Genomic DNA, 17,192 nt, shown 5'->3' on the forward strand with positions numbered 1-17,192 from the left:
GTCCACCTGCAGCAAGAACTACCTGAGGGGATCTCGATGACCAAGCCTGCTGAGCACACCAGCACCGGGGCGCCGATCGCGAAGCGCGGCGTCTCGTCGGAAGACCACACACTGACCGAGCTGGTCGAGATCCAGCGAGCCGCGTTCCTCCGTGACGGCATTCCCGACGCCGACACCCGCATCGACCGGATCACCCGTCTGGCCGCGCTGCTGCTCGACCACTCCGACGAGATCGCCGCTGCGCTGACCGAGGACTACGGTTCGCGTCCGCGCGAGCTGTCGTTGGCCGCCGACGTCGCCGGCTGCATGATCGACCTCACACACCAGCGTCGTGGCGTCAAGGAGTGGATGGGCGAGACCAAGTACGCCAAGGTCCAGGGACTCCTGGGCTACAAGCAGAGTGTCCGCCACGACCCGCTCGGCGTCGTCGGCATCATGGGCCCCTGGAACTTCCCGCTGCAGCTGACGATCGTCCCGGCCGGATCGGCTTTCGCCGCGGGTAACCGCGTGATCATGCGCCCGTCGTCGATCACCGCGAAGACCACCGACGTCATCGCCAAGTACGCACCGGATTACTTCTCCATCGAGGAACTGGCCGTCGCCACCTCGAAGCACGGTTCGGGCTCGGACTTCGCGAAGCTGAAGGTCGACCACATGTTCTTCACCGGTTCGCCCGAGGTCGGTGCCTCGGTGGCCCAGGAGGCCGCCAAGAACCTGATCCCGGTCACCCTGGAGCTGGGCGGCAAGAACCCGGCGGTCGTCGACCTCGACGCCGACATCGACAAGGCCGCGAAGATGCTCGCCGACGCCCGCCTGGTCAACGGCGGCCAGGTGTGCCTGTGCCCCGACTACGTCTTCGTCCCGGAGGCCAAGCTCGGTGAGTTCACCGACAAGGTCATCGCACGCTGGACCGAGCACTTCCCGACGATCTACGACAACGACCAGTACACGGCGACGATCAACCAGAAGAACTTCGATCGCATCGTCGGCCTGATCGACGACGCCGTCGAGCTGGGCGCCGAGAAGCGTCAGGTCATCCCCGGCGGCGAGCCGCTGCCGAACGCCGAGCGTCGCAAGATCCCGCCGACGCTGCTCACCGGCGTCCAGGCCGGCATGAAGATCGAGGAGGACGAGGTCTTCGGTCCGGTGCTGACCGTGTACCCGTACCGCGAGCTGTCCGAGGTCATCAGCCACATCGCGTCGCACCCGCACCCGTTGACGATGTACTGGTGCGGTGATCGCAACGACCGCTTCGAAAAGCTGGCCGACAACACCCGCAGCGGTTCGATCAACGGCAACGACTTCGCCATCCACCTGTTCAGCGGCGACCTGCCGTTCGGTGGCGTCGGACGTTCCGGCATGGGCGGCTACCACGGAAAGACCGGCTTCGAGACCTTCAGCCACGCCCGCGCGGTCGCGTTCTCGACGCTCCCGATGACGGTCGCCGAGATGATGTCCCCGCCGTTCCTGGCCAAGGACTCGAAGATGACCGATCAGCAGCTCAAGCTGTTCAAGTTCTTCAACTCCCGCGCGATCAAGAAGGTGCGCAAGCGCCTGGGCGCGTGACACCGCCGCGCATGAGGAGCGCGTAGCATCTCCGCTTGGCCGGGTTCGTCTCACGACGGACCCGGCCAAGCGCTTGCTAGGGTGATGGGCAGACTCTCCAGGAGGATGCGTGTCCCCACGAGGCCAGACCAAGACCGAGGCGAAGACCGGCGCCGACACCGCCGTCCGTTCGTCGCGCCGCGACGAGCTGCTCGCCACCGCCGGGCGGATGTTCGCCGAGAACGGCCTGCGTTCGACGACGGTCCGCGACATCGCCGACGCTGCGGGAATCCTGTCGGGCAGCCTCTATCACCACTTCGACTCGAAGGAGTCGATGGTGGACGAGATCCTGCGCCGCTTCCTCGACGACCTGTTCGCCCGCTACCGCGAGATCGCCGGCGCGGGACTCTCCGCGAGCGAGACGCTCCGCGGGCTCGTCGTGGCGTCGTTCGAGTCCATCGACGCCGAACGCAACGCGGTCGCGATCTACCAGGACGAGGCCAAGCGGTTGTCGGGGCAGGAACGCTTCGGCTACATCGGCGAGCTGAACGTCGAGTTCCGCCAGCTGTGGCATGCGGTCTTGCAGCGCGGCGTCGACGACGGTGAGTTCCGCCCGGATCTCGACGTCGAATTGGTCTACCGCTTCATGCGTGACACCGTGTGGGTGGCCGTGCGCTGGTACCGGCCGGGAGGCCCGATGACCGTGGAGTCGATCGCCGACCAGTACCTGTCGATCGTTCTCGACGGCATCCTGCCCCGCTGATCGCCGTAACTTAGGGTACCTTTCCCTACATTGGCCGGCGGCCGATAAGGTGCGGTCATGACAATTGGCGGAACACAAGTGGCCGCACCTGCGCCGACTCCGGAGTCCGGGGACGCGCCCGACGATCCGAAGGCCGCGAGGATCAAGGCCCGCGCGGAGGCCAAGGCCAAGTCGGCGGCTCTCGCCGATGTCCTGGCACCGGTGAAGACGCGCACCGTTGTCGCGCAGCTCGTCCAGATCTTCGCCTCGGCCGCCACGGTGGTGCCCTTCATCGGCATCGTCGAACTCGGTCGCACGTTGCTGGCGCCGGGACCGACCGACACCGGCCGTGTGTGGTTGATCGTGTGGCTCGTCGTCGGCGGGCTCGCAGCGCGGGCCCTGTTCGCGTTCCTCGCGCTGGCGATCACCCACTTCGCCGACCTCGACCTCCAGGCGCAACTCCGAATCCGCATCGCCGACAAGCTCGGTCGGCTCCCGCTCGGATGGTTCAGCCGCACCAGTTCGGGCGCGGTACGCAAATCGGTACAGAACGACGTCGCCGACCTGCACTATCTGGTGGCGCACGCCCAAGTGGAGGCGACCGCGGCGGTCCTGTCGCCGATCTTCGCGCTGATCTACTGCTTCATCCTCGACTGGCGTCTCGGTCTGCTGGCCATCGCCACGGTGCCGCTGTACGCCCTCACCTACTCCTACATGGCGCGAGATCTCACCGCCGAGATGGAGAAGATGGACAAGGGCGTCGCCCGGATCAGCGCCACCATCGTCGAGTTCATCGCCGGTGTCGCGGTGGTCAAGACGTTCGGGCAGACCGGAAAGGCGCACCGCCGCTTCATCGATGCCGCCGATGAGTTCAACGACGACTTCGCCGACTACATGGGTCCGATGTTGCGCGTGCAGGCCATCACCACGGTCCTGATCTCCGCACCACTGATCCTGCTGGTCAACCTCGGCGTCGGTTACTGGTTCGTCGACAAGGGGTGGGTCACGCCGATCGAGCTGGTCGGTTCGACGCTGATCGCGATGATCCTGCCGACCGCGCTGCTCACCGTCTCGACGGCGGTCCACACCCGTCAGCAGGCCTCGGCCGCGGCATTGCGCATCGCCGACCTGCTCGCCGAACCCGAGCTGACCATCCCGGAGAACCCCCAGGTTCCCGCCGGTCACGACGTGCGAATCGAGAACGTGCACTTCACCTATCCGCCGCGTCTCGGCGTGCCGTCCGGGGTGAAGGCGCTCGACGGCGTCAGCGTCGAACTCGCCGAAGGCACCGTGACCGCGCTCGTCGGGCCGTCGGGCAGCGGCAAGTCGACGCTTGCGACCCTGCTGCCGCGTTTCGGCGATCCGGACTCCGGATCGGTGCGCATCGGCGGCGTCGACGTCCGCGACATCGCTCCCACCGAGCTCTACCGACACGTCGGCTTCGTATTGCAGGATGTGCAGCTGCTGACGATGTCGGTCCGCGACAACATCCGACTCGGCCGTCCCGAGGCCACCGAGGAACAGGTCCACGACGCCGCTCGTGCGGCCCAGATCCACGAGCGGATCCTGGAGCTGCCCGACGGTTACGACACCGTGGTCGGCGACGGTGCGCACTTCTCCGGCGGTGAGGCGCAGCGCGTCTCGATCGCCCGCGCCCTGCTCGCGGACACCCCGATCCTGGTTCTCGACGAGGCGACCGCCTTCGCCGACCCGGAGTCGGAGGCGCAGATCCAGCAGGCCATCGGTGCGCTGATGGTCGGGCGGACGGTCCTGGTCATCGCACACCGGCTCGGTTCGATCACCCACGCCGACAACATCGTCGTGCTCGACCGCGGGCGCGTCGTCGAACAGGGACGTCAGGAGGATCTGGTGGCCAACGGCGGTCTGTACGCGTCGATGTGGGCCAGTTACGAGGCCGGCACCTCCAGGCAGGACGAGAAGATCGCGCTCGGCGTGGTCGGAAGTGACGAGGTGGCGCGATGATCCGCGGTTTCTACACGATCCTGGGTTCCGAGCGCGCTCGGATGGTCGTCTTCCTGAGCTGGGTCGTCCTCTACGGCGTCGCCCAGGGTCTCGCGATGCTCACGCTCGTCCCGATCACCGAGAACCTCCTCGACGGTGACCTCTCGGCCGCCGCGAAGTGGTTGTGGCCCTTGGCCGTTCTGGTGCTGATCTGTGCGGTCAGCGCGTACATCCAGTCCCTCAAGGGCATGACGATGGCCCTGTACGCGATGCGCATGCTCCATCACCGGCTCGGCGACCACATGGTCACGCTGCCGCTCGGCTGGTTCACGCGCGAGCGTATCGGCGACGTCTCGCAGATCGCCGTCAAGGGAACGATGTTCGTCGGCAGCACTGGCGCGCACTACATCACGCCGGTCGTGGTGAACACGGTCAGCTCCGTGGTTGTCGTGCTGGGGATCTGCTTCTTCGACTGGCGGATCGGGTTGCTGATGGTCGCCGGGACACTGGTCCTGATGTATGTCGGCAAGCTGTCCAGTCAGTTCTTGTCGAAGGCGGAGCGCCGCAAGCGGGCCGAGGCCGTGAAGGTCAACAACCGGGTGCTGGAGTATGCGCGGTGCCAGGCGGTGCTGCGCGCCTTCGGTGCCGCCGACTCCGCGCACGTCCCGTTGGCCGAGGCGCTCGGTCAGCAAGCGCGCGTGGGCAAGTCGATGCTGTGGCGCTCCATCCTCGGCATCCTGCTCAACGGTCTGACGGTGCAGGTCGTGTTCAGCGCCGTCCTCGCCCTCGGCGCCTGGCTCGCGGTGGCCGGCCACATCGAGTCGGCCCTGCTGGTCGCGGTGTTCGGTCTCGCCGCACGCTTCTTCGGACCGATCGGCGAACTCGCCGAACTCGGTTCGACGCTGCGCATGTCGACCGACGAGATCAATCGCATCACCGGGGTCCTCGACACCGACCGCATGCCCGTCCCGGATCAGCCGAAGCCGATCACCGAGCCGGGCGCGGTCGAACTGTCGAAGGTCGCCTTCGGTTACGAGAACGGCACCCCGGTGCTGCGGGACGTGTCCCTGCGGGCACGGCCCGGAACGATGACCGCGCTCGTCGGGCCGTCAGGGTCGGGCAAGTCGACCATCTTCCGACTGATAGCCCGCTTCTACGACGTCGACGGCGGGTCGGTGAAGGTCGGCGGCACCGATGTCCGCGACCAGGAGACCGGTGCCCTGATGGGGCAGCTGTCGCAGGTCTTCCAGGACGTCTACCTCTTCGACGACACCCTGTGGGAGAACATCAAACTCGGCCGACCCGACGCCACCGACGACGAGATCCGCGCGGCCGCCGAGACCGCCGGCGTCACCTCCATCGTCGAGCGGCTGCCCGATGGCTGGCAGACCGTCGTCGGCGAAGGCGGTTCGGCGCTGTCCGGCGGTGAGCGTCAACGAGTCTCGATCGCGCGGGCCCTGCTCAAGGACGCCCCGATCGTGCTCTTCGACGAGGCGACGTCCGCCCTCGACCCGGAGAACGAGTCGCATGTCGCCGAATCCATCCGACGCCTCGCCGACCGCAGCACCGTGCTCGTCATCGCGCACAAGCTGTCCACCGTCATCGCCGCCGACCAGATCGTCGTCCTCGACGACGAGGGCGGCGTCGACGACATCGGCACCCACGACGAACTCCTCGGTAGCGGAGGCCGTTACACCGAGTTCTGGAACCAGCGGACCGCCGCCGCCGGTTGGACGCTCACGCCGTCGTCGTAACTCGTGCAAGGAGCTGAGCCCCTTGCTGCCTGAAATCGAAGGAGCGGGTCCTCTCGCTGCCTGAGGTGCGAGGAGCGATAGCGACGAGCCACGAAGGCCTGGTGAGATGACGTCGGCAGCCCTTCGTGGCTCGCTTCGCTCGCACCTCAGGGAGCAGGGGGTCGCTTCGCTCGCTCCTCAGAGAGCATGGGGCCCTGAGGAGCGACCTTCACGACGCGCCGCCGCCCGCACCCCTCGCCGACCAGCGTCCGTCCTGGTGCGTGATCTCGATGGGGTAGTCGAAGCACTCGGTCACCAATTCGGTGGTGAGGGTGTCGTGGACCGGGCCGGCGGCGAGGATGCGGCCGCCGGTGACCAGCACGGCGTGCGTCGTCGTCTCAGGGAGTTCTTCGAGGTGATGGGTGACGAGGACGGTCGCGAGTTCGGGGTGTGTCCGGTGGAGTCGGTCTACGGTCTGCAGAAGGCGTTCTCGGGCGGCCACATCGAGGCCGGTCGACGGCTCGTCGAGCAACAGCAGCTGCGGGTCGGACAGCAGTGCGCGGGCGATCAGGGTCCGGCCGCGTTCGCCCTGCGACAGGTTCGTCCACGATGCCGACGCGAGTGCGCTCAGGCCGAGCATCTCGATCAGTTCGTCGGCGCGGGTGAGGGTCTCGGGGGCGGGTGTCCGGTGGTCCATCAGTTCGGTGGTTCCGGTTGCGCCCGTCAGCACGACCTCGCGGATCGACAGCGGTGACCGCAGCGGATGCCGTGGATTGACGTGCCCGATGGACTCGCGCAGCTTCCGGATCTCGACGCGACCGAGTTGGTGTCCGAGGACGTGCACGGTGCCGTGCGTTGGATGCTGTTCCGCGCCGCACAGGCTCAGGATCGTCGATTTGCCCGCACCGTTCGGGCCGATCAGCGCCCAGCGCTCGCCGGCCCGGATGGTGAGGCTGATGTCGCTGAGGATTGCGCGGGACTGCCGCACGAAGTCGACGGAATCCAGGCGCAGCACATCGGGAGTCGTCACGGTGCGACGCTACCGGACCCCTCCGTGACGGCCGAACGCAGAATGCGGGATGGGTGCCGGAACCCGGCACCCATCCCGCACTTGGTGTGGTGGGTGTGTCAGCCCAACGACCCGAGCGTCTTCAACCGCTCGTGGGCCTGCGTCATGATCGACTGGATCAGCTCGTCGCAGCTGGGTAGATCCTCGATCATGCCGACGACCTGACCCGACGCGAGGACACCCGCGCGGGTGTCGCCCTCGACGAGGCCGGCCTTCAGCAGCATCGGGGTGTTGCCGGCCATGATGACCTGCTGCCAGGTGCGTTCGCCCGACTTCTTCATCGTGCGACCGTCTTTGAGCATGGCGGTCCAGCGCATGCCGGTCATCTGCTTGAACTCGTTGGCATTTCGTGCCGCGGCGAACAGTGCCTTGACCGGGCTGCCGCTCTCGAGTGCCTCGACGAGCGGGGTGCGCAGCACGCGGTGGGGCATGCCGTCGACCTTCACCGAGACGACGGTGTCGTTGAGCCCGCGCTGCAGGTATTCCTGCTTGACCGAGTCGGGAACCGCGCTGTCGGACGTCAGCAGGAAGCGGGTGCCCATCGCGACGCCCTGGGCGCCGTAGGCGAGCGCCGCAGCCAGGCCACGGCCGTCGAAGAAGCCGCCGGCCGCGACCACCGGCATGTCGATGTTCTTCGCCGCCAGCGCATCCAGCACCGACGGCAGCAGGAGGGTGGTGGCGACCGGACCGGTGTGTCCGCCGCCCTCGCCGCCCTGCACGATCACGGCGTCGGCGCCCCACGATGCGACCTTCACCGCATGCTTGGCCGCACCGATCGACGGGATCACGACGATGCCATGGTCCTTGAGCTTACTGATCAGTTCGGGCTTCGGGGCGAGCGCGAACGACGCGACCTTGACGCCCTCACGGATCAGGAGGTCGATCCGCTCTGGCGCGTCGGTGGCATCGGCACGCATGTTCACGCCGAAGGGCTTGCTGGTCAACGACTTCGTCTTGGCGATCGCCGCCTCGAGTTCGCCGTAGGTCATCGTCGCCGACGCCAGGATGCCCAGGCCACCGGCGTTCGACGTCGCCGAGGTCAGCGACGGCCCGGACACCCAGCCCATGCCCGTCTGCACGATCGGGTACTCGATCCCGACGAGCTCGGTGAACGAGGTGGACAGACCGGCGGCCCTGGCCGCACTCATCGAACTTCCTTGTTGCGAATGCCCTTCGGATCGAGCACGTCTCGGATCAGGCTCAGTTCTTCCGCGGTGGGCTGCCGCGTCTCCGGAGCGTCGGCGAGGCCTTCGATCTCGAAACCGGTGTTCTCGGCGACCTCGTCGGCGGTGACCCCCGGATGGAGCGACAGCGCCCGCATCGTGTGGCCCGCCCCACCGAAGTCGAAGACGCCGAGGTTGGTGACCACCCGATGGATGTTGAGGTTGTCGAACGCGGGGTTGGCCGGGTCGACCTTGTCGAAGCCGACGCCGGACACGATGTCGACCGTGTCACCGAAGACGCGGGCGGAGTGCCGCGCGACCCAGTAGCTGGTCGGATGGTTGATCGTGTTGCCGGGAGCCCCACGCACGCCGAACATCTGGCGTGTCGGGTGCTGCAGCGGTCCGAACGCCGACAGGTTCTGGTTGCCGTGGCGGTCGATCTGGTTGGCGCCCATGACCACATGACGACGGCCCGACGCCACGACGTCGAACACCTTGCGGAACGGCATCCAGCCCTCGATGGGGCCGGTCTTGCCGATCGGCGGGGTGTCGGCGAGGATCAGCGCCTCGCCGTCGGTGATCAGCAGGTCGGGTTCGGTCGTCAGACGTGCCAGGCGGGCGCCGAGCAGCGGGACGGGAGCCATCGGCGACGCCATGATCTCGCCTGCGCCGGCGAAGATGTCGGCACACGAGATGACGCAGTACTCGGCCCTGGTGACTTCGACCTGGGTCTCTGCGGTGCTCACTGTCCGTCCTCCTTCTGCTCGTCCTGCCAGGAACTGACCTCGCGCTGGTAGGTCTCCTCGTCGACCTGGAGGAATCGGCGGGAGAACGCCTCCCAGGTGTCGGGCTCCTTGGCGGAGGCCACGTAGAACTGCTGGAACTTCTCGTCTCGTCCATACTCACCGGCGAACGTGAAATGCGCCCCGTTGGGGGTATGCACCACCCGGTCGACGTTCATGCGGTTCAGCAGGAGTCGCTGATGCGGAACGGTTTTCACCAGGACCTCGGTGGAGACGATCTGATCGGCCTCCAGGTAGCGGCGTTCGGCTGCCCCACAGTAGAGATCGTCGAAGTACGGGTCGACGCCGGTGTAGGCGGCGTTGCCGTGCGCGTCGGCCAGGTCGAGATGGACGAACGCGGCGTCGAGCTTCAGTGCCGGCATCGCGACCAGCGTCTGGGTCCGCCCGTCGGCATCCGGGTAGGGGGACTCGACGGTCTTGAGCTCACCCTCCCAGAAGTTCAGGACATCGGAACCGAGCCCGGCCCGGATCGGGAGGAACGGCACACGGGCCGCGGCGGCCTCGAGGCCGCACTTGACCATGCCCTCGTCCATCTCACGCACCTCGATCTCGCCGTTGGTGCGCGCCTTGGCGAACCACGGGTCGTAGAAGGGGGCGGAGTCCAGCGAGACGAAACCGTAGTAGGCACGGCGCACCTTGCCGGCGGCGCAGAGCAATCCGAGGTCGGGGCCGCCGTAGGTCACGACTGTGAGGTCCTTGACGTCCGAGCGGGCGATCGCGCGGACCAGTGCCATCGGCTTGCGGCGCGAACCCCAGCCGCCGATGCCGATGGTCATGCCGTCGCGGAGTTCCGCGACGACGTCATCGAGAGTGCTTGTCTTGTCGGTCGGCATCTCAGGCGTGTCCTCCGTTGTGAGAAGCGTTCGAGGCGAGTGGCTTTCCGGTCGAGACGAACGCATCGCGATGCTCGTCGGCGACGCCGGCCAGGTTCAGCTCGAAGGTGAAACCCTGTTCGAGGCGGTAGCTGGCCTTCACGTCGACCGGGTCGATGTGGTTGATGGCCTCCTTGGCCGCCCGGATGACCCGGGTGTCCTTGGCGGCGATGGCCTCGGCGACCTCGAGCGCGGCGTCGAGGAGTTCCTCACGGGGCACGACGCGATACACCGAACCGAAGTGCTCGAGCTGCTGGGCCGTCACGTTCTTCGCCGTGAAGTAGAGGGTGCGCATCATGTGCTGAGGCACCAGGCGCGCGAGATGTGTTGCTGCGCCGAGTGCTCCGCGATCGACCTCCGGGAGCCCGAAGACCGCGTCGTCGGAGGCGACGATGACGTCGGCGTTGCCGACCAGACCGATGCCGCCGCCGACGCAGAAGCCGTTGACCGCGACGATCACCGGGACCGCACAGTCGTAGACGGCGCCGAAGGCCGCCGCGCAACCGCGGTTGGCGCCGATCAGGGCGTCGAAGCCCTCGGTGGCCTGCATCTCCTTGATGTCGACGCCGGCGTTGAAGCCGCGTCCCTCGGCGCGCAACACCACGACGTGCGTGGCCGGGTCGACGCCGGCCGCGGTGACCGCGTCGGCGAGTTCGAACCACGCGGCCGATGGCAGCGCGTTGACCGGCGGGTAGTCGACCGTGATGGTCACGATGCCGGATTCGGTACGTGTCGTGGTGATCGGCACGCGTGCTCCTCTCGTGGCTGCGGTGTCAGCCTCGTGGGCTGCGCAAGCATTGAACCAAGCAAATGCTTGGTTGTTTGGTAGGGTAGCACCCATGCAGACGCAGTCACAGGCCGAGCTGGGCCTGGTCGGGAAGGTTGTCCTGGTCACCGGCGGTGCACGTGGGGTCGGCGCGGGTATCACCCGGGTGCTGTCGGCCCTCGGAGCCCGGCCGGTGATCTGCGGTCGGAACGCGGACAACCTCGCCGACGACCTCCGCGACATCGACTTCTTCTCCTGCGACGTCCGCGACGCCGCCGCCGTCGAGTCGATGATCGACGACATCGTCGGCCGCGCCGGCCGCATCGACGGGGTGGTCAACAACGCCGGTGGTTCGCCCTTCGCGCTGGCCGCCGACGCCTCGGTCCGCTTCGCGAGCAAGATCGTCGACCTCAACCTCCTGGCGCCGCTCGCCGTCGCCAAGGCGGCGAACACGGTAATGCAGACGCAGCCGGACGGTGGTGCCATCGTCAACGTCTCGAGCGTCAGCGGGCACCGGCCGTCGCCGGGCACGTCGGCCTACGGTGCGGCGAAGGCCGGCCTCGACAACCTGATGACGTCACTGGCCGTCGAATGGGCTCCGAAGGTGCGGGTGAACTCGGTCGTCGCCGGCCCCGTCGAGACCGAACAGTCGCACCTTCATTACGGAGACGACGCCGGGGTGGCAGCCGTCGGCGCCACCATTCCGCTGGGCCGGATGGCGACGCCCGTCGACGTCGGGAACGCCGTCGCCTTCCTGCTGTCACCGCTGGCCGGTTACATCAGCGGTTCGACGCTCACCGTGCACGGTGGCGGCGAGAAGCCCGCCTTCCTCGACGCGTCGACCGCCGGCAACGCCGTCTGACCATCCACACCTCGAAGTCTTTGCCGTTCAGAAAGGAAACGCCTTGAGTAGCAAGTTGAATGAGGGTCGTGTCGTCATCGTGACCGGCGCCGGACAGGGCATCGGACGAGCCCACGCTCTCGCCTTCGCCGCAGACGGTGCCAAGGTCGTGGTCAACGACTATGCGGAGAACCTCGCTGCCGAGGTCGTCGACGAGATCACCACGGCCGGTGGCGAGGCCGTCGCATCGGTGGGCGACGTGGCCGACTGGCAGAGTGGCGAGGCCATGGTGGCAACCGCCGTCGACACGTTCGGCCGGCTCGACGTCCTCGTCAACAACGCCGGTTTCGTCCGTGACCGCATGCTCGTGTCGTTGTCGGAGGACGAGTGGGACGCCGTCATCCGCGTCCACCTCAAGGGGCACTTCGTCGGTCTGCGGCATGCCGCCGCGTACTGGCGCGCAGAGGCCAAGGCCGGGCGAACCCCGCAGGCACGGATCGTGAACACGAGTTCCGGTGCCGGACTGTACGGTTCGATCGGGCAGGGCAACTACGTCGCCGCGAAGGCGGGGATCTCGGCGCTCACCATCCAGGCGGCTGCCGAACTCGGCGGTTACGGCATCACCGTCAACGCGATCGCGCCGGCTGCCCGTACCGCGATGACCATGGGTGCCGGCGACGCGATGGCCGCGCAAATGGCAGCTCCCGCCGACGGCTCGTTCGACGCGATGGACCCGGCGAACATCTCACCGCTCGTGGTGTGGCTCGGCTCGCCCGAATCGGCGGCGGTGACCGGTCGCGTCTTCGAGATAGAGGGCGGCAAGATCTCGGTGACCGATGGCTGGCAGCGAAGCGTCGAGCGCGACAAGGGATCTCGCTGGGAGGCCGCCGAACTCGGTCCGGTGGTCGAGGAGATCCTGGCGAAGGCGCCGGTCCCGATGCCGGTCTACGGCGCGCGGTGACCTCGGCAGACAGAGATCAGCAGCGGATCGCGGCGGCCCGGGCGTATGTCGACGCCCTGGTCAGCCACGACCCGTCGGCGGTGTCGTTGCATCCCGATTGCACCCGCGTCGAATTCGGCGTGCGGACCGGGCGCAACGGGCCGCACATCGCCCGCAGCCTCGCCAAGGGGCCGCAGTTCCGCCTGATCCACCGGATCTCGGACTTCACCGCGACGGTTGACGGGCACAGCGTCACCACCCGATATGTGGTGCACGTCCGCCCGCGGGCACTGCGCCTCGGTGCTTCGGTGTCGGAGACCTTTGTCGTAGACGAGGAGAACCGGATCCGGGCGATCGTCGCGCGTTTCGGACTGCCCCGGCCCCAATCCGCCTGAGCTGCAAGCACGAACGACCGAACCCACCACCCCGTGCGGGATGGTGGGTTCGGTTGTCTGCGCTGGGACTAGGCGCCGGGTGCGCGCACGACCATCGGCACTCCGGGGAAGTACGCGGCCATCTCCGAGCGCGACTTGCGCAGGGCGGCGGTGCCGTACCCGGACTTGCGGTACTGCGGGTGAATCCAGATGCGCAGGTCGACCTCGCCGTTCTTGAGCTCGCCGAAGACGAAGCCCACCTTGGAGTCCCCCTCGACGGCGACGAGCCAGACGGCCTCTTCGGCGTCGACTCGGTCGGTGGCGGCGCTGATCTCGGCGGCGACGTCACCGGCCGGTGCACCCGAACCGTCGCCCGCGGTGCCGAGTTCGTCGGTGCGGGCCGCGAACAGTTCGGCGTCGGTCTGCGGGTCGAACGGACGCAGGTCGAGGGTGTCGCCGCTGCTGGCGGGACGCTCGGCCAGGGTGAAGGTGAGGGCGCTGTTGAGGTCGTCGAGCTCAGCCTGGTTCTTGCGGCGCTCGTCCTTGGTCAGCTGGTTCAGCTTCATGTCCAGGATCGCCTTCGCGCCCAGCTGCGATTTGCCGAGCAGGCCCGCGATGGCGGTGACGGCCTCGTCGTGATTCTCCGCGTCGACGATGGCGTCGAGGACCTCGTGTCGACGCTCCAGTGCGGTGAGCAGGGCGTCGGCGATGTCGCGGCGAGTGGTGGCCTGGTCAAGATCAGTCATGCTTCGATCCTAGGACACCCCCGGTGGCTCCGTGGGCCGGCCTCGGGGCTTCGTCGAGCGCATCCGGGACGGCAACTTAGAACATGTTCTACAAGCAATAACCGCCATTTTGGTGGTCCTTCTTTCCTGAAGCTGTAACACGTCCTAGTCTTGTGACATGACGAACGAGGGTACGACGACCGCACCGACCGACTTCGATCACCTTCGCGGGGGCACACACATGGGCGACCTGATGGTCGCCGCGCTCAAGCGGCACGCCGATCGCACCGTGCTGTCCCTGGGTGACACGGAGATGACGGGCGGTGAGATGGCCGCCGCGATCAGCCGCTACATCCAGGCCTTCGAGGGTCTGGGCGCGGGCACCGGCACCGCGGTCGGCCTGCTGGCGCTGAACCGCCCCGAGGTGCTCTTCGTGATCGGAGCCGGTCAGACGCAGGGATGGCGACGCACCGCGCTCCACCCGCTCGGCTCGCTCGACGACCACGCCTACGTCCTCGCCGACGCCGGCGTCTCGACCCTCATCATCGATCCCGTGCCGATGTTCGTCGAACGTGCGGCCGCCCTACTCGAACGCGTCCCCGGACTGAAGCAGGTGCTGACCCTCGGTCCGGTGCCCGAGCAGTTGTCGGCGCAGGCCCGTGACGTCATCGCCGAGGCGGAGAACTTCGAACCGAAGCCGCTTGTCGCCGCGCACCTGTCGCCCGACCACGTCGTCTCGATCACCTACACCGGCGGCACCACCGGAAAACCGAAGGGCGTCATCGGAACCGCGCGAGCGATGGCGACGATGACCCAGATCCAGCTCGCCGAGTGGGAGTGGCCGGAACACCCGCGCTTCCTGCTCTGCACGCCGCTGTCGCATGCGGGTGCGGCCTTTTTCATCCCGACCCTCATGAAGGGCGGGTCGATGGTGGTGCTGTCGAAGTTCGATCCCGCCGAGGTCCTCAAGACCATCGAGGAGCAGAAGATCACGGCGACGATGCTCGTGCCGTCGATGCTGTATGCGCTGATGGATCACCCGGATTCGCGGACGCGTGACCTGTCGTCGCTGGAGACGGTGTATTACGGTGCGTCGCCGATCAATCCGGTGCGTCTCGCCGAGGCGATCGAACGGTTCGGTCCGATCTTCGCCCAGTACTACGGACAGTCCGAGGCGCCGATGGTGATCAGCTATCTCGCCAAGGACGATCACCCGGGACCGGGGGAGGATCAGCGTCGCCTGAGCAGCTGCGGCCGGCCGTCGGCGTTCCTGCGCACGGCACTGCTCGGACCCGACGACAAGCCGGTGCCGCAGGGCGAACCGGGTGAGATCTGTGTCGCCGGACCACTTCTCGCGGGCGGTTACCTCGGCCTCCCGGAGCAGACCGCCGAGACCTTCCGCGACGGCTGGCTGCGCACCGGCGACGTCGCACGTGAGGACGAGGACGGCTTCTGGTTCATCGTCGACCGCACCAAGGACATGATCGTCACCGGTGGCTTCAACGTCTTCCCCCGCGAGGTCGAGGACGTCGTGGCCGAGCATCCGGCCGTCGGCCAGGTCGGCGTCATCGGTGTGCCGGACGAGAAGTGGGGTGAGGCGGTCACCGCGATCGTCGTCCTGCGTGCCGACGCGGATGCCGACGACGCTGCGAAGGAACGCATCACCGCCGAGATCCAGCAGACGGTCAAGGATCGTAAGGGTGCGGTGCAGTCGCCGAAGCGGGTCATCTTCGCCGACTCGTTGCCGCTGACCGCACTGGGCAAGCCGGACAAGAAGGCGCTGCGGTCGCAGTACTGGGCAGACTCCGAGCGCGGGGTCGGCTGACACCAGTCGTCGCTGAAACCGCCGCTGAAAACAGCCCCTGAGAAGCGCACCTGGGAACCGCCCCCGAGAACCGCCCTCAGCAGCCGGGCCGTCGACATAGTGTCGTCGGACCGTCTGTGGAGGGTCGTTCTCAGGGGCGTTTTTCAGTGTCGGACAAGAGTGCTCGCGCTCGATCGGACAGCGCCTTCCGAACCCACTCCGGTTCTTCGACGACGATGTCGTGGTCGAACATCGTTGTCCACAACGCGCGAACGGCATGTCGGTGGTCGGCGAACCGGAGTTCGACTCGCTGACGGGTTCCGTTGGCGTCCAACGTTTTCGATGACGCTGCGATCGACCGCACCTGTTCGGCGTCATCGGCGGCGCATTCGATCACGACATCGACCGGGTCGAACGAGGACCGGAACGCAGCACGACGACGCTCCCAGATCTCGTTCAGATCCACGTTCTCGTCGCGCACCGCCGGCTCGTCGAGGACCTCGACCCCGCTCATCCGGGACAACCGGTACATCCGTTCGTCTGTCCGGTCGCGCGGCCCGACGCCGTGTGCGACGAGGTACCACGTGTCGCCTGCGATGACGAGTCCGACCGGATCGAGGACCCGCTCGCGTGCCTCGACGGCGCCCCGCGGGCGGTAGCGGGTGCGGATCCGTCTGCCCGCGAAGACCGCGAACTGTACCGGGTCGAGGGCGTCGAGATCCTCCGGCGCATGGACGAACCCCTCCGGGCGGACCAGAACCCGTAGCGCGGCTCGCACTGCGGTACCCCGGTAGGTCTCGGGCAGGGCCGCGGTGACCTTGCGCATCGCGCTGGCGAAGGCGGGGGAGTCGAGCCGGCCCGTTCCGGCGAGGAGCGAGGTGGCCTCTTCGACGGTCAGTCCCGTGAGGTCGGTGCGATAGCCCGGTACGAGCGAGAAGCCGCCGTGCCGGCCACGTTCGGCGTACACCGGGACCCCCGACAGTGAGAGTGCCTCGATGTCGCGCAGCACGGTCCGCTCGGACACCTCGAGTTCGGCGGCGATCGTCGACGCGGTCACCTGATCGTGCTTCTTGAGCAGCATGAGGACTGCGATGAGGCGTTCGGCGCGCATGCCGGAATCTTCTCGCAAAAACATGACAGAAGGTGTCAGGTTTCCCGGTTTGACTGGATTCGTCAGTCACCGAGAGAGGAAAGACCATGAACGCACCGACCACCCCGCCGGATCCCCGCCCGGCCTTCACAGCCGCCACCACCTGGGTCACCGGACTGCTCTCCGCGGTGACCGCCGAACAACTGGACGCGCCGACGCCGTGCGACGAGTTCGACGTCCGCACGCTCGGTGCTCACCTACTTGCCACGGCACAGCGAGCGGCTGCGCTACCCGAGGGGGGTCGACGTACGGGCCATGCCGTTCATCGCCGACCGTTTCGACGCGCAGGAATACGCAACGGTCGCGGCGCGGGCGATCGATCTCTGGTCCGATGACGCCGTGCTCGCCCGGATGGTGCAGGTGCCGTGGGGTGAGGTGCCCGGCGCCGGCGCGCTGTGGGGCTACGTCAACGAAGCTCTCGTGCACGGCTGGGATCTCGCGGTTGCCACCGGGCAGCCGCCGGAAGCGGTACCCGAAGCCGCCACCGCGACCCTCGCCATCGTCCGTCGGTTCATCCGCGCCGAGATCCGCCAGGACCCGAACGTGCCCTTCGGTGGCGTTGTCGAACCCCGCGCCGGCGCGGGACCGGTCGAGACCCTGGCGAACTGGTCCGGGCGCGAGTCCGCGAACTGGGTTCCAGCCGCCACCACTCGGTGATCGCGCCGCACCTTCTTGCTCCCTGAGGTGCGAGCGCAGCGCCGCC

The 17,192-nt window shown here is 67.6% G+C and carries 17 protein-coding genes; 10 read left to right on the forward strand and 7 right to left on the reverse strand.

What is annotated here, in order from left to right; genetic code table 11:
- Nucleotides 1-36: 36 nt before the first annotated feature.
- The 4 genes from OK17_RS10130 to OK17_RS10145 all read left to right on the forward strand — a co-directional run bounded on the left by OK17_RS10130 (nt 37) and on the right by OK17_RS10145 (nt 6,003).
- Nucleotides 37-1,566 (forward strand): aldehyde dehydrogenase family protein, encoded by a 1,530-nt coding sequence (locus tag OK17_RS10130; protein WP_006866253.1) that lies wholly within the window; start codon nt 37-39, stop codon nt 1,564-1,566.
- Nucleotides 1,567-1,675: 109 nt separating this feature from the next.
- Complete coding sequence (locus tag OK17_RS10135; RefSeq protein WP_308195920.1) at nt 1,676-2,308, forward strand: TetR/AcrR family transcriptional regulator; 633 nt, start codon at nt 1,676-1,678, stop codon at nt 2,306-2,308.
- Nucleotides 2,309-2,365: 57 nt separating this feature from the next.
- Complete coding sequence (locus tag OK17_RS10140) at nt 2,366-4,270, forward strand: ABC transporter ATP-binding protein (protein WP_461417368.1); 1,905 nt, start codon at nt 2,366-2,368, stop codon at nt 4,268-4,270.
- Nucleotides 4,267-6,003 (forward strand): ABC transporter ATP-binding protein, encoded by a 1,737-nt coding sequence (locus tag OK17_RS10145; protein WP_461417369.1) that lies wholly within the window; start codon nt 4,267-4,269, stop codon nt 6,001-6,003. Before OK17_RS10140 ends, OK17_RS10145 begins: the two co-directional genes overlap by 4 nt.
- A gap of 208 nt (nt 6,004-6,211) precedes the next feature.
- Here the strand turns inward: OK17_RS10145 and OK17_RS10150 are convergent, their stop codons facing one another.
- The 5 genes from OK17_RS10150 to echA20 all read right to left on the reverse strand — a co-directional run bounded on the left by OK17_RS10150 (nt 6,212) and on the right by echA20 (nt 10,637).
- Nucleotides 6,212-7,012, reverse strand: a complete 801-nt coding sequence (locus OK17_RS10150) for an ABC transporter ATP-binding protein (protein WP_461417370.1) — start codon at nt 7,010-7,012, stop codon at nt 6,212-6,214.
- Between the two features lie 98 nt (nt 7,013-7,110).
- A complete protein-coding gene (locus OK17_RS10155; RefSeq protein ID WP_461417371.1) occupies nt 7,111-8,199 on the reverse strand; it encodes an NAD(P)H-dependent flavin oxidoreductase in 1,089 nt (362 codons plus the stop codon).
- Nucleotides 8,196-8,960, reverse strand: a complete 765-nt coding sequence (locus OK17_RS10160; protein ID WP_461417372.1) for a CoA-transferase subunit beta — start codon at nt 8,958-8,960, stop codon at nt 8,196-8,198. Before OK17_RS10160 ends, OK17_RS10155 begins: the two co-directional genes overlap by 4 nt.
- The gene (locus OK17_RS10165) at nt 8,957-9,850 is read right to left on the reverse strand and encodes a CoA transferase subunit A (protein ID WP_461417373.1); all 894 of its coding nucleotides are present in this window, start codon (nt 9,848-9,850) and stop codon (nt 8,957-8,959) included. The genes OK17_RS10160 and OK17_RS10165 overlap by 4 nt, the downstream gene beginning before the upstream one ends.
- 1 nt (nt 9,851) lies before the next feature.
- Nucleotides 9,852-10,637, reverse strand: a complete 786-nt coding sequence (gene echA20, locus OK17_RS10170) for a (7aS)-7a-methyl-1,5-dioxo-2,3,5,6,7,7a-hexahydro-1H-indene-carboxyl-CoA hydrolase (protein ID WP_154882076.1) — start codon at nt 10,635-10,637, stop codon at nt 9,852-9,854.
- A gap of 91 nt (nt 10,638-10,728) precedes the next feature.
- Between echA20 and OK17_RS10175 the strand changes: the two genes are divergently transcribed.
- The 3 genes from OK17_RS10175 to OK17_RS10185 are packed head-to-tail and all read left to right on the forward strand — an operon-like array spanning nt 10,729 to nt 12,831.
- Nucleotides 10,729-11,517: an SDR family oxidoreductase gene (locus OK17_RS10175; protein WP_232715866.1), complete on the forward strand. Its 789-nt coding sequence runs from the start codon at nt 10,729-10,731 to the stop codon at nt 11,515-11,517.
- Nucleotides 11,518-11,560: 43 nt separating this feature from the next.
- Complete coding sequence (locus tag OK17_RS10180; protein ID WP_461417374.1) at nt 11,561-12,457, forward strand: SDR family oxidoreductase; 897 nt, start codon at nt 11,561-11,563, stop codon at nt 12,455-12,457.
- On the forward strand, nt 12,454-12,831 hold the full coding sequence (locus tag OK17_RS10185) for a hypothetical protein (RefSeq protein WP_232715868.1): 378 nt from the start codon (nt 12,454-12,456) through the stop codon (nt 12,829-12,831). The genes OK17_RS10180 and OK17_RS10185 overlap by 4 nt, the downstream gene beginning before the upstream one ends.
- A 68-nt stretch (nt 12,832-12,899) precedes the next feature.
- Here OK17_RS10185 and OK17_RS10190 read toward each other — a convergent pair whose 3' ends face one another.
- Nucleotides 12,900-13,556: a GNAT family N-acetyltransferase gene (locus tag OK17_RS10190; RefSeq protein WP_232715869.1), complete on the reverse strand. Its 657-nt coding sequence runs from the start codon at nt 13,554-13,556 to the stop codon at nt 12,900-12,902.
- A 157-nt stretch (nt 13,557-13,713) separates the two neighbouring features.
- On the opposite strand from OK17_RS10190, the gene fadD8 reads away from it, so the two are divergent.
- Nucleotides 13,714-15,360, forward strand: coding sequence for a fatty-acid--CoA ligase FadD8 (fadD8, locus tag OK17_RS10195; RefSeq protein ID WP_040535727.1), 1,647 nt, complete (start codon nt 13,714-13,716; stop codon nt 15,358-15,360).
- A 130-nt stretch (nt 15,361-15,490) separates the two neighbouring features.
- Here fadD8 and OK17_RS10200 read toward each other — a convergent pair whose 3' ends face one another.
- Nucleotides 15,491-16,450, reverse strand: coding sequence for a helix-turn-helix transcriptional regulator (locus tag OK17_RS10200; protein ID WP_461417375.1), 960 nt, complete (start codon nt 16,448-16,450; stop codon nt 15,491-15,493).
- 86 nt (nt 16,451-16,536) lie between these two features.
- Between OK17_RS10200 and OK17_RS10205 the strand changes: the two genes are divergently transcribed.
- Both OK17_RS10205 and OK17_RS10210 read left to right on the forward strand, forming a co-directional pair.
- Nucleotides 16,537-16,824, forward strand: coding sequence for a maleylpyruvate isomerase N-terminal domain-containing protein (locus OK17_RS10205; protein WP_461417376.1), 288 nt, complete (start codon nt 16,537-16,539; stop codon nt 16,822-16,824).
- A complete protein-coding gene (locus tag OK17_RS10210; protein ID WP_461417377.1) occupies nt 16,745-17,146 on the forward strand; it encodes a TIGR03086 family metal-binding protein in 402 nt (133 codons plus the stop codon). Before OK17_RS10205 ends, OK17_RS10210 begins: the two co-directional genes overlap by 80 nt.
- Nucleotides 17,147-17,192 lie beyond the last annotated feature (46 nt).

The sequence above is a fragment of the Gordonia sp. GN26 genome (assembly GCF_054823965.1).

Bases quoted from the DNA above. Each gene is read 5' to 3' on its own strand.
- OK17_RS10210 (WP_461417377.1), top strand. From the start codon at position 16,745: ATGCCGTTCATCGCCGACCGTTTCGACGCGCAGGAATACGCAACGGTC.
- OK17_RS10175 (WP_232715866.1), top strand. From the start codon at position 10,729: ATGCAGACGCAGTCACAGGCCGAGCTGGGCCTGGTCGGGAAGGTTGTC.
- OK17_RS10140 (WP_461417368.1), top strand. From the start codon at position 2,366: ATGACAATTGGCGGAACACAAGTGGCCGCACCTGCGCCGACTCCGGAG.
- OK17_RS10205 (WP_461417376.1), top strand. From the start codon at position 16,537: ATGAACGCACCGACCACCCCGCCGGATCCCCGCCCGGCCTTCACAGCC.
- fadD8 (WP_040535727.1), top strand. From the start codon at position 13,714: ATGACGAACGAGGGTACGACGACCGCACCGACCGACTTCGATCACCTT.
- OK17_RS10165 (WP_461417373.1), bottom strand. From the start codon at position 9,850: ATGCCGACCGACAAGACAAGCACTCTCGATGACGTCGTCGCGGAACTC.
- OK17_RS10155 (WP_461417371.1), bottom strand. From the start codon at position 8,199: ATGAGTGCGGCCAGGGCCGCCGGTCTGTCCACCTCGTTCACCGAGCTC.
- OK17_RS10200 (WP_461417375.1), bottom strand. From the start codon at position 16,450: ATGCGCGCCGAACGCCTCATCGCAGTCCTCATGCTGCTCAAGAAGCAC.
- OK17_RS10130 (WP_006866253.1), top strand. From the start codon at position 37: ATGACCAAGCCTGCTGAGCACACCAGCACCGGGGCGCCGATCGCGAAG.
- OK17_RS10145 (WP_461417369.1), top strand. From the start codon at position 4,267: ATGATCCGCGGTTTCTACACGATCCTGGGTTCCGAGCGCGCTCGGATG.
- OK17_RS10190 (WP_232715869.1), bottom strand. From the start codon at position 13,556: ATGACTGATCTTGACCAGGCCACCACTCGCCGCGACATCGCCGACGCC.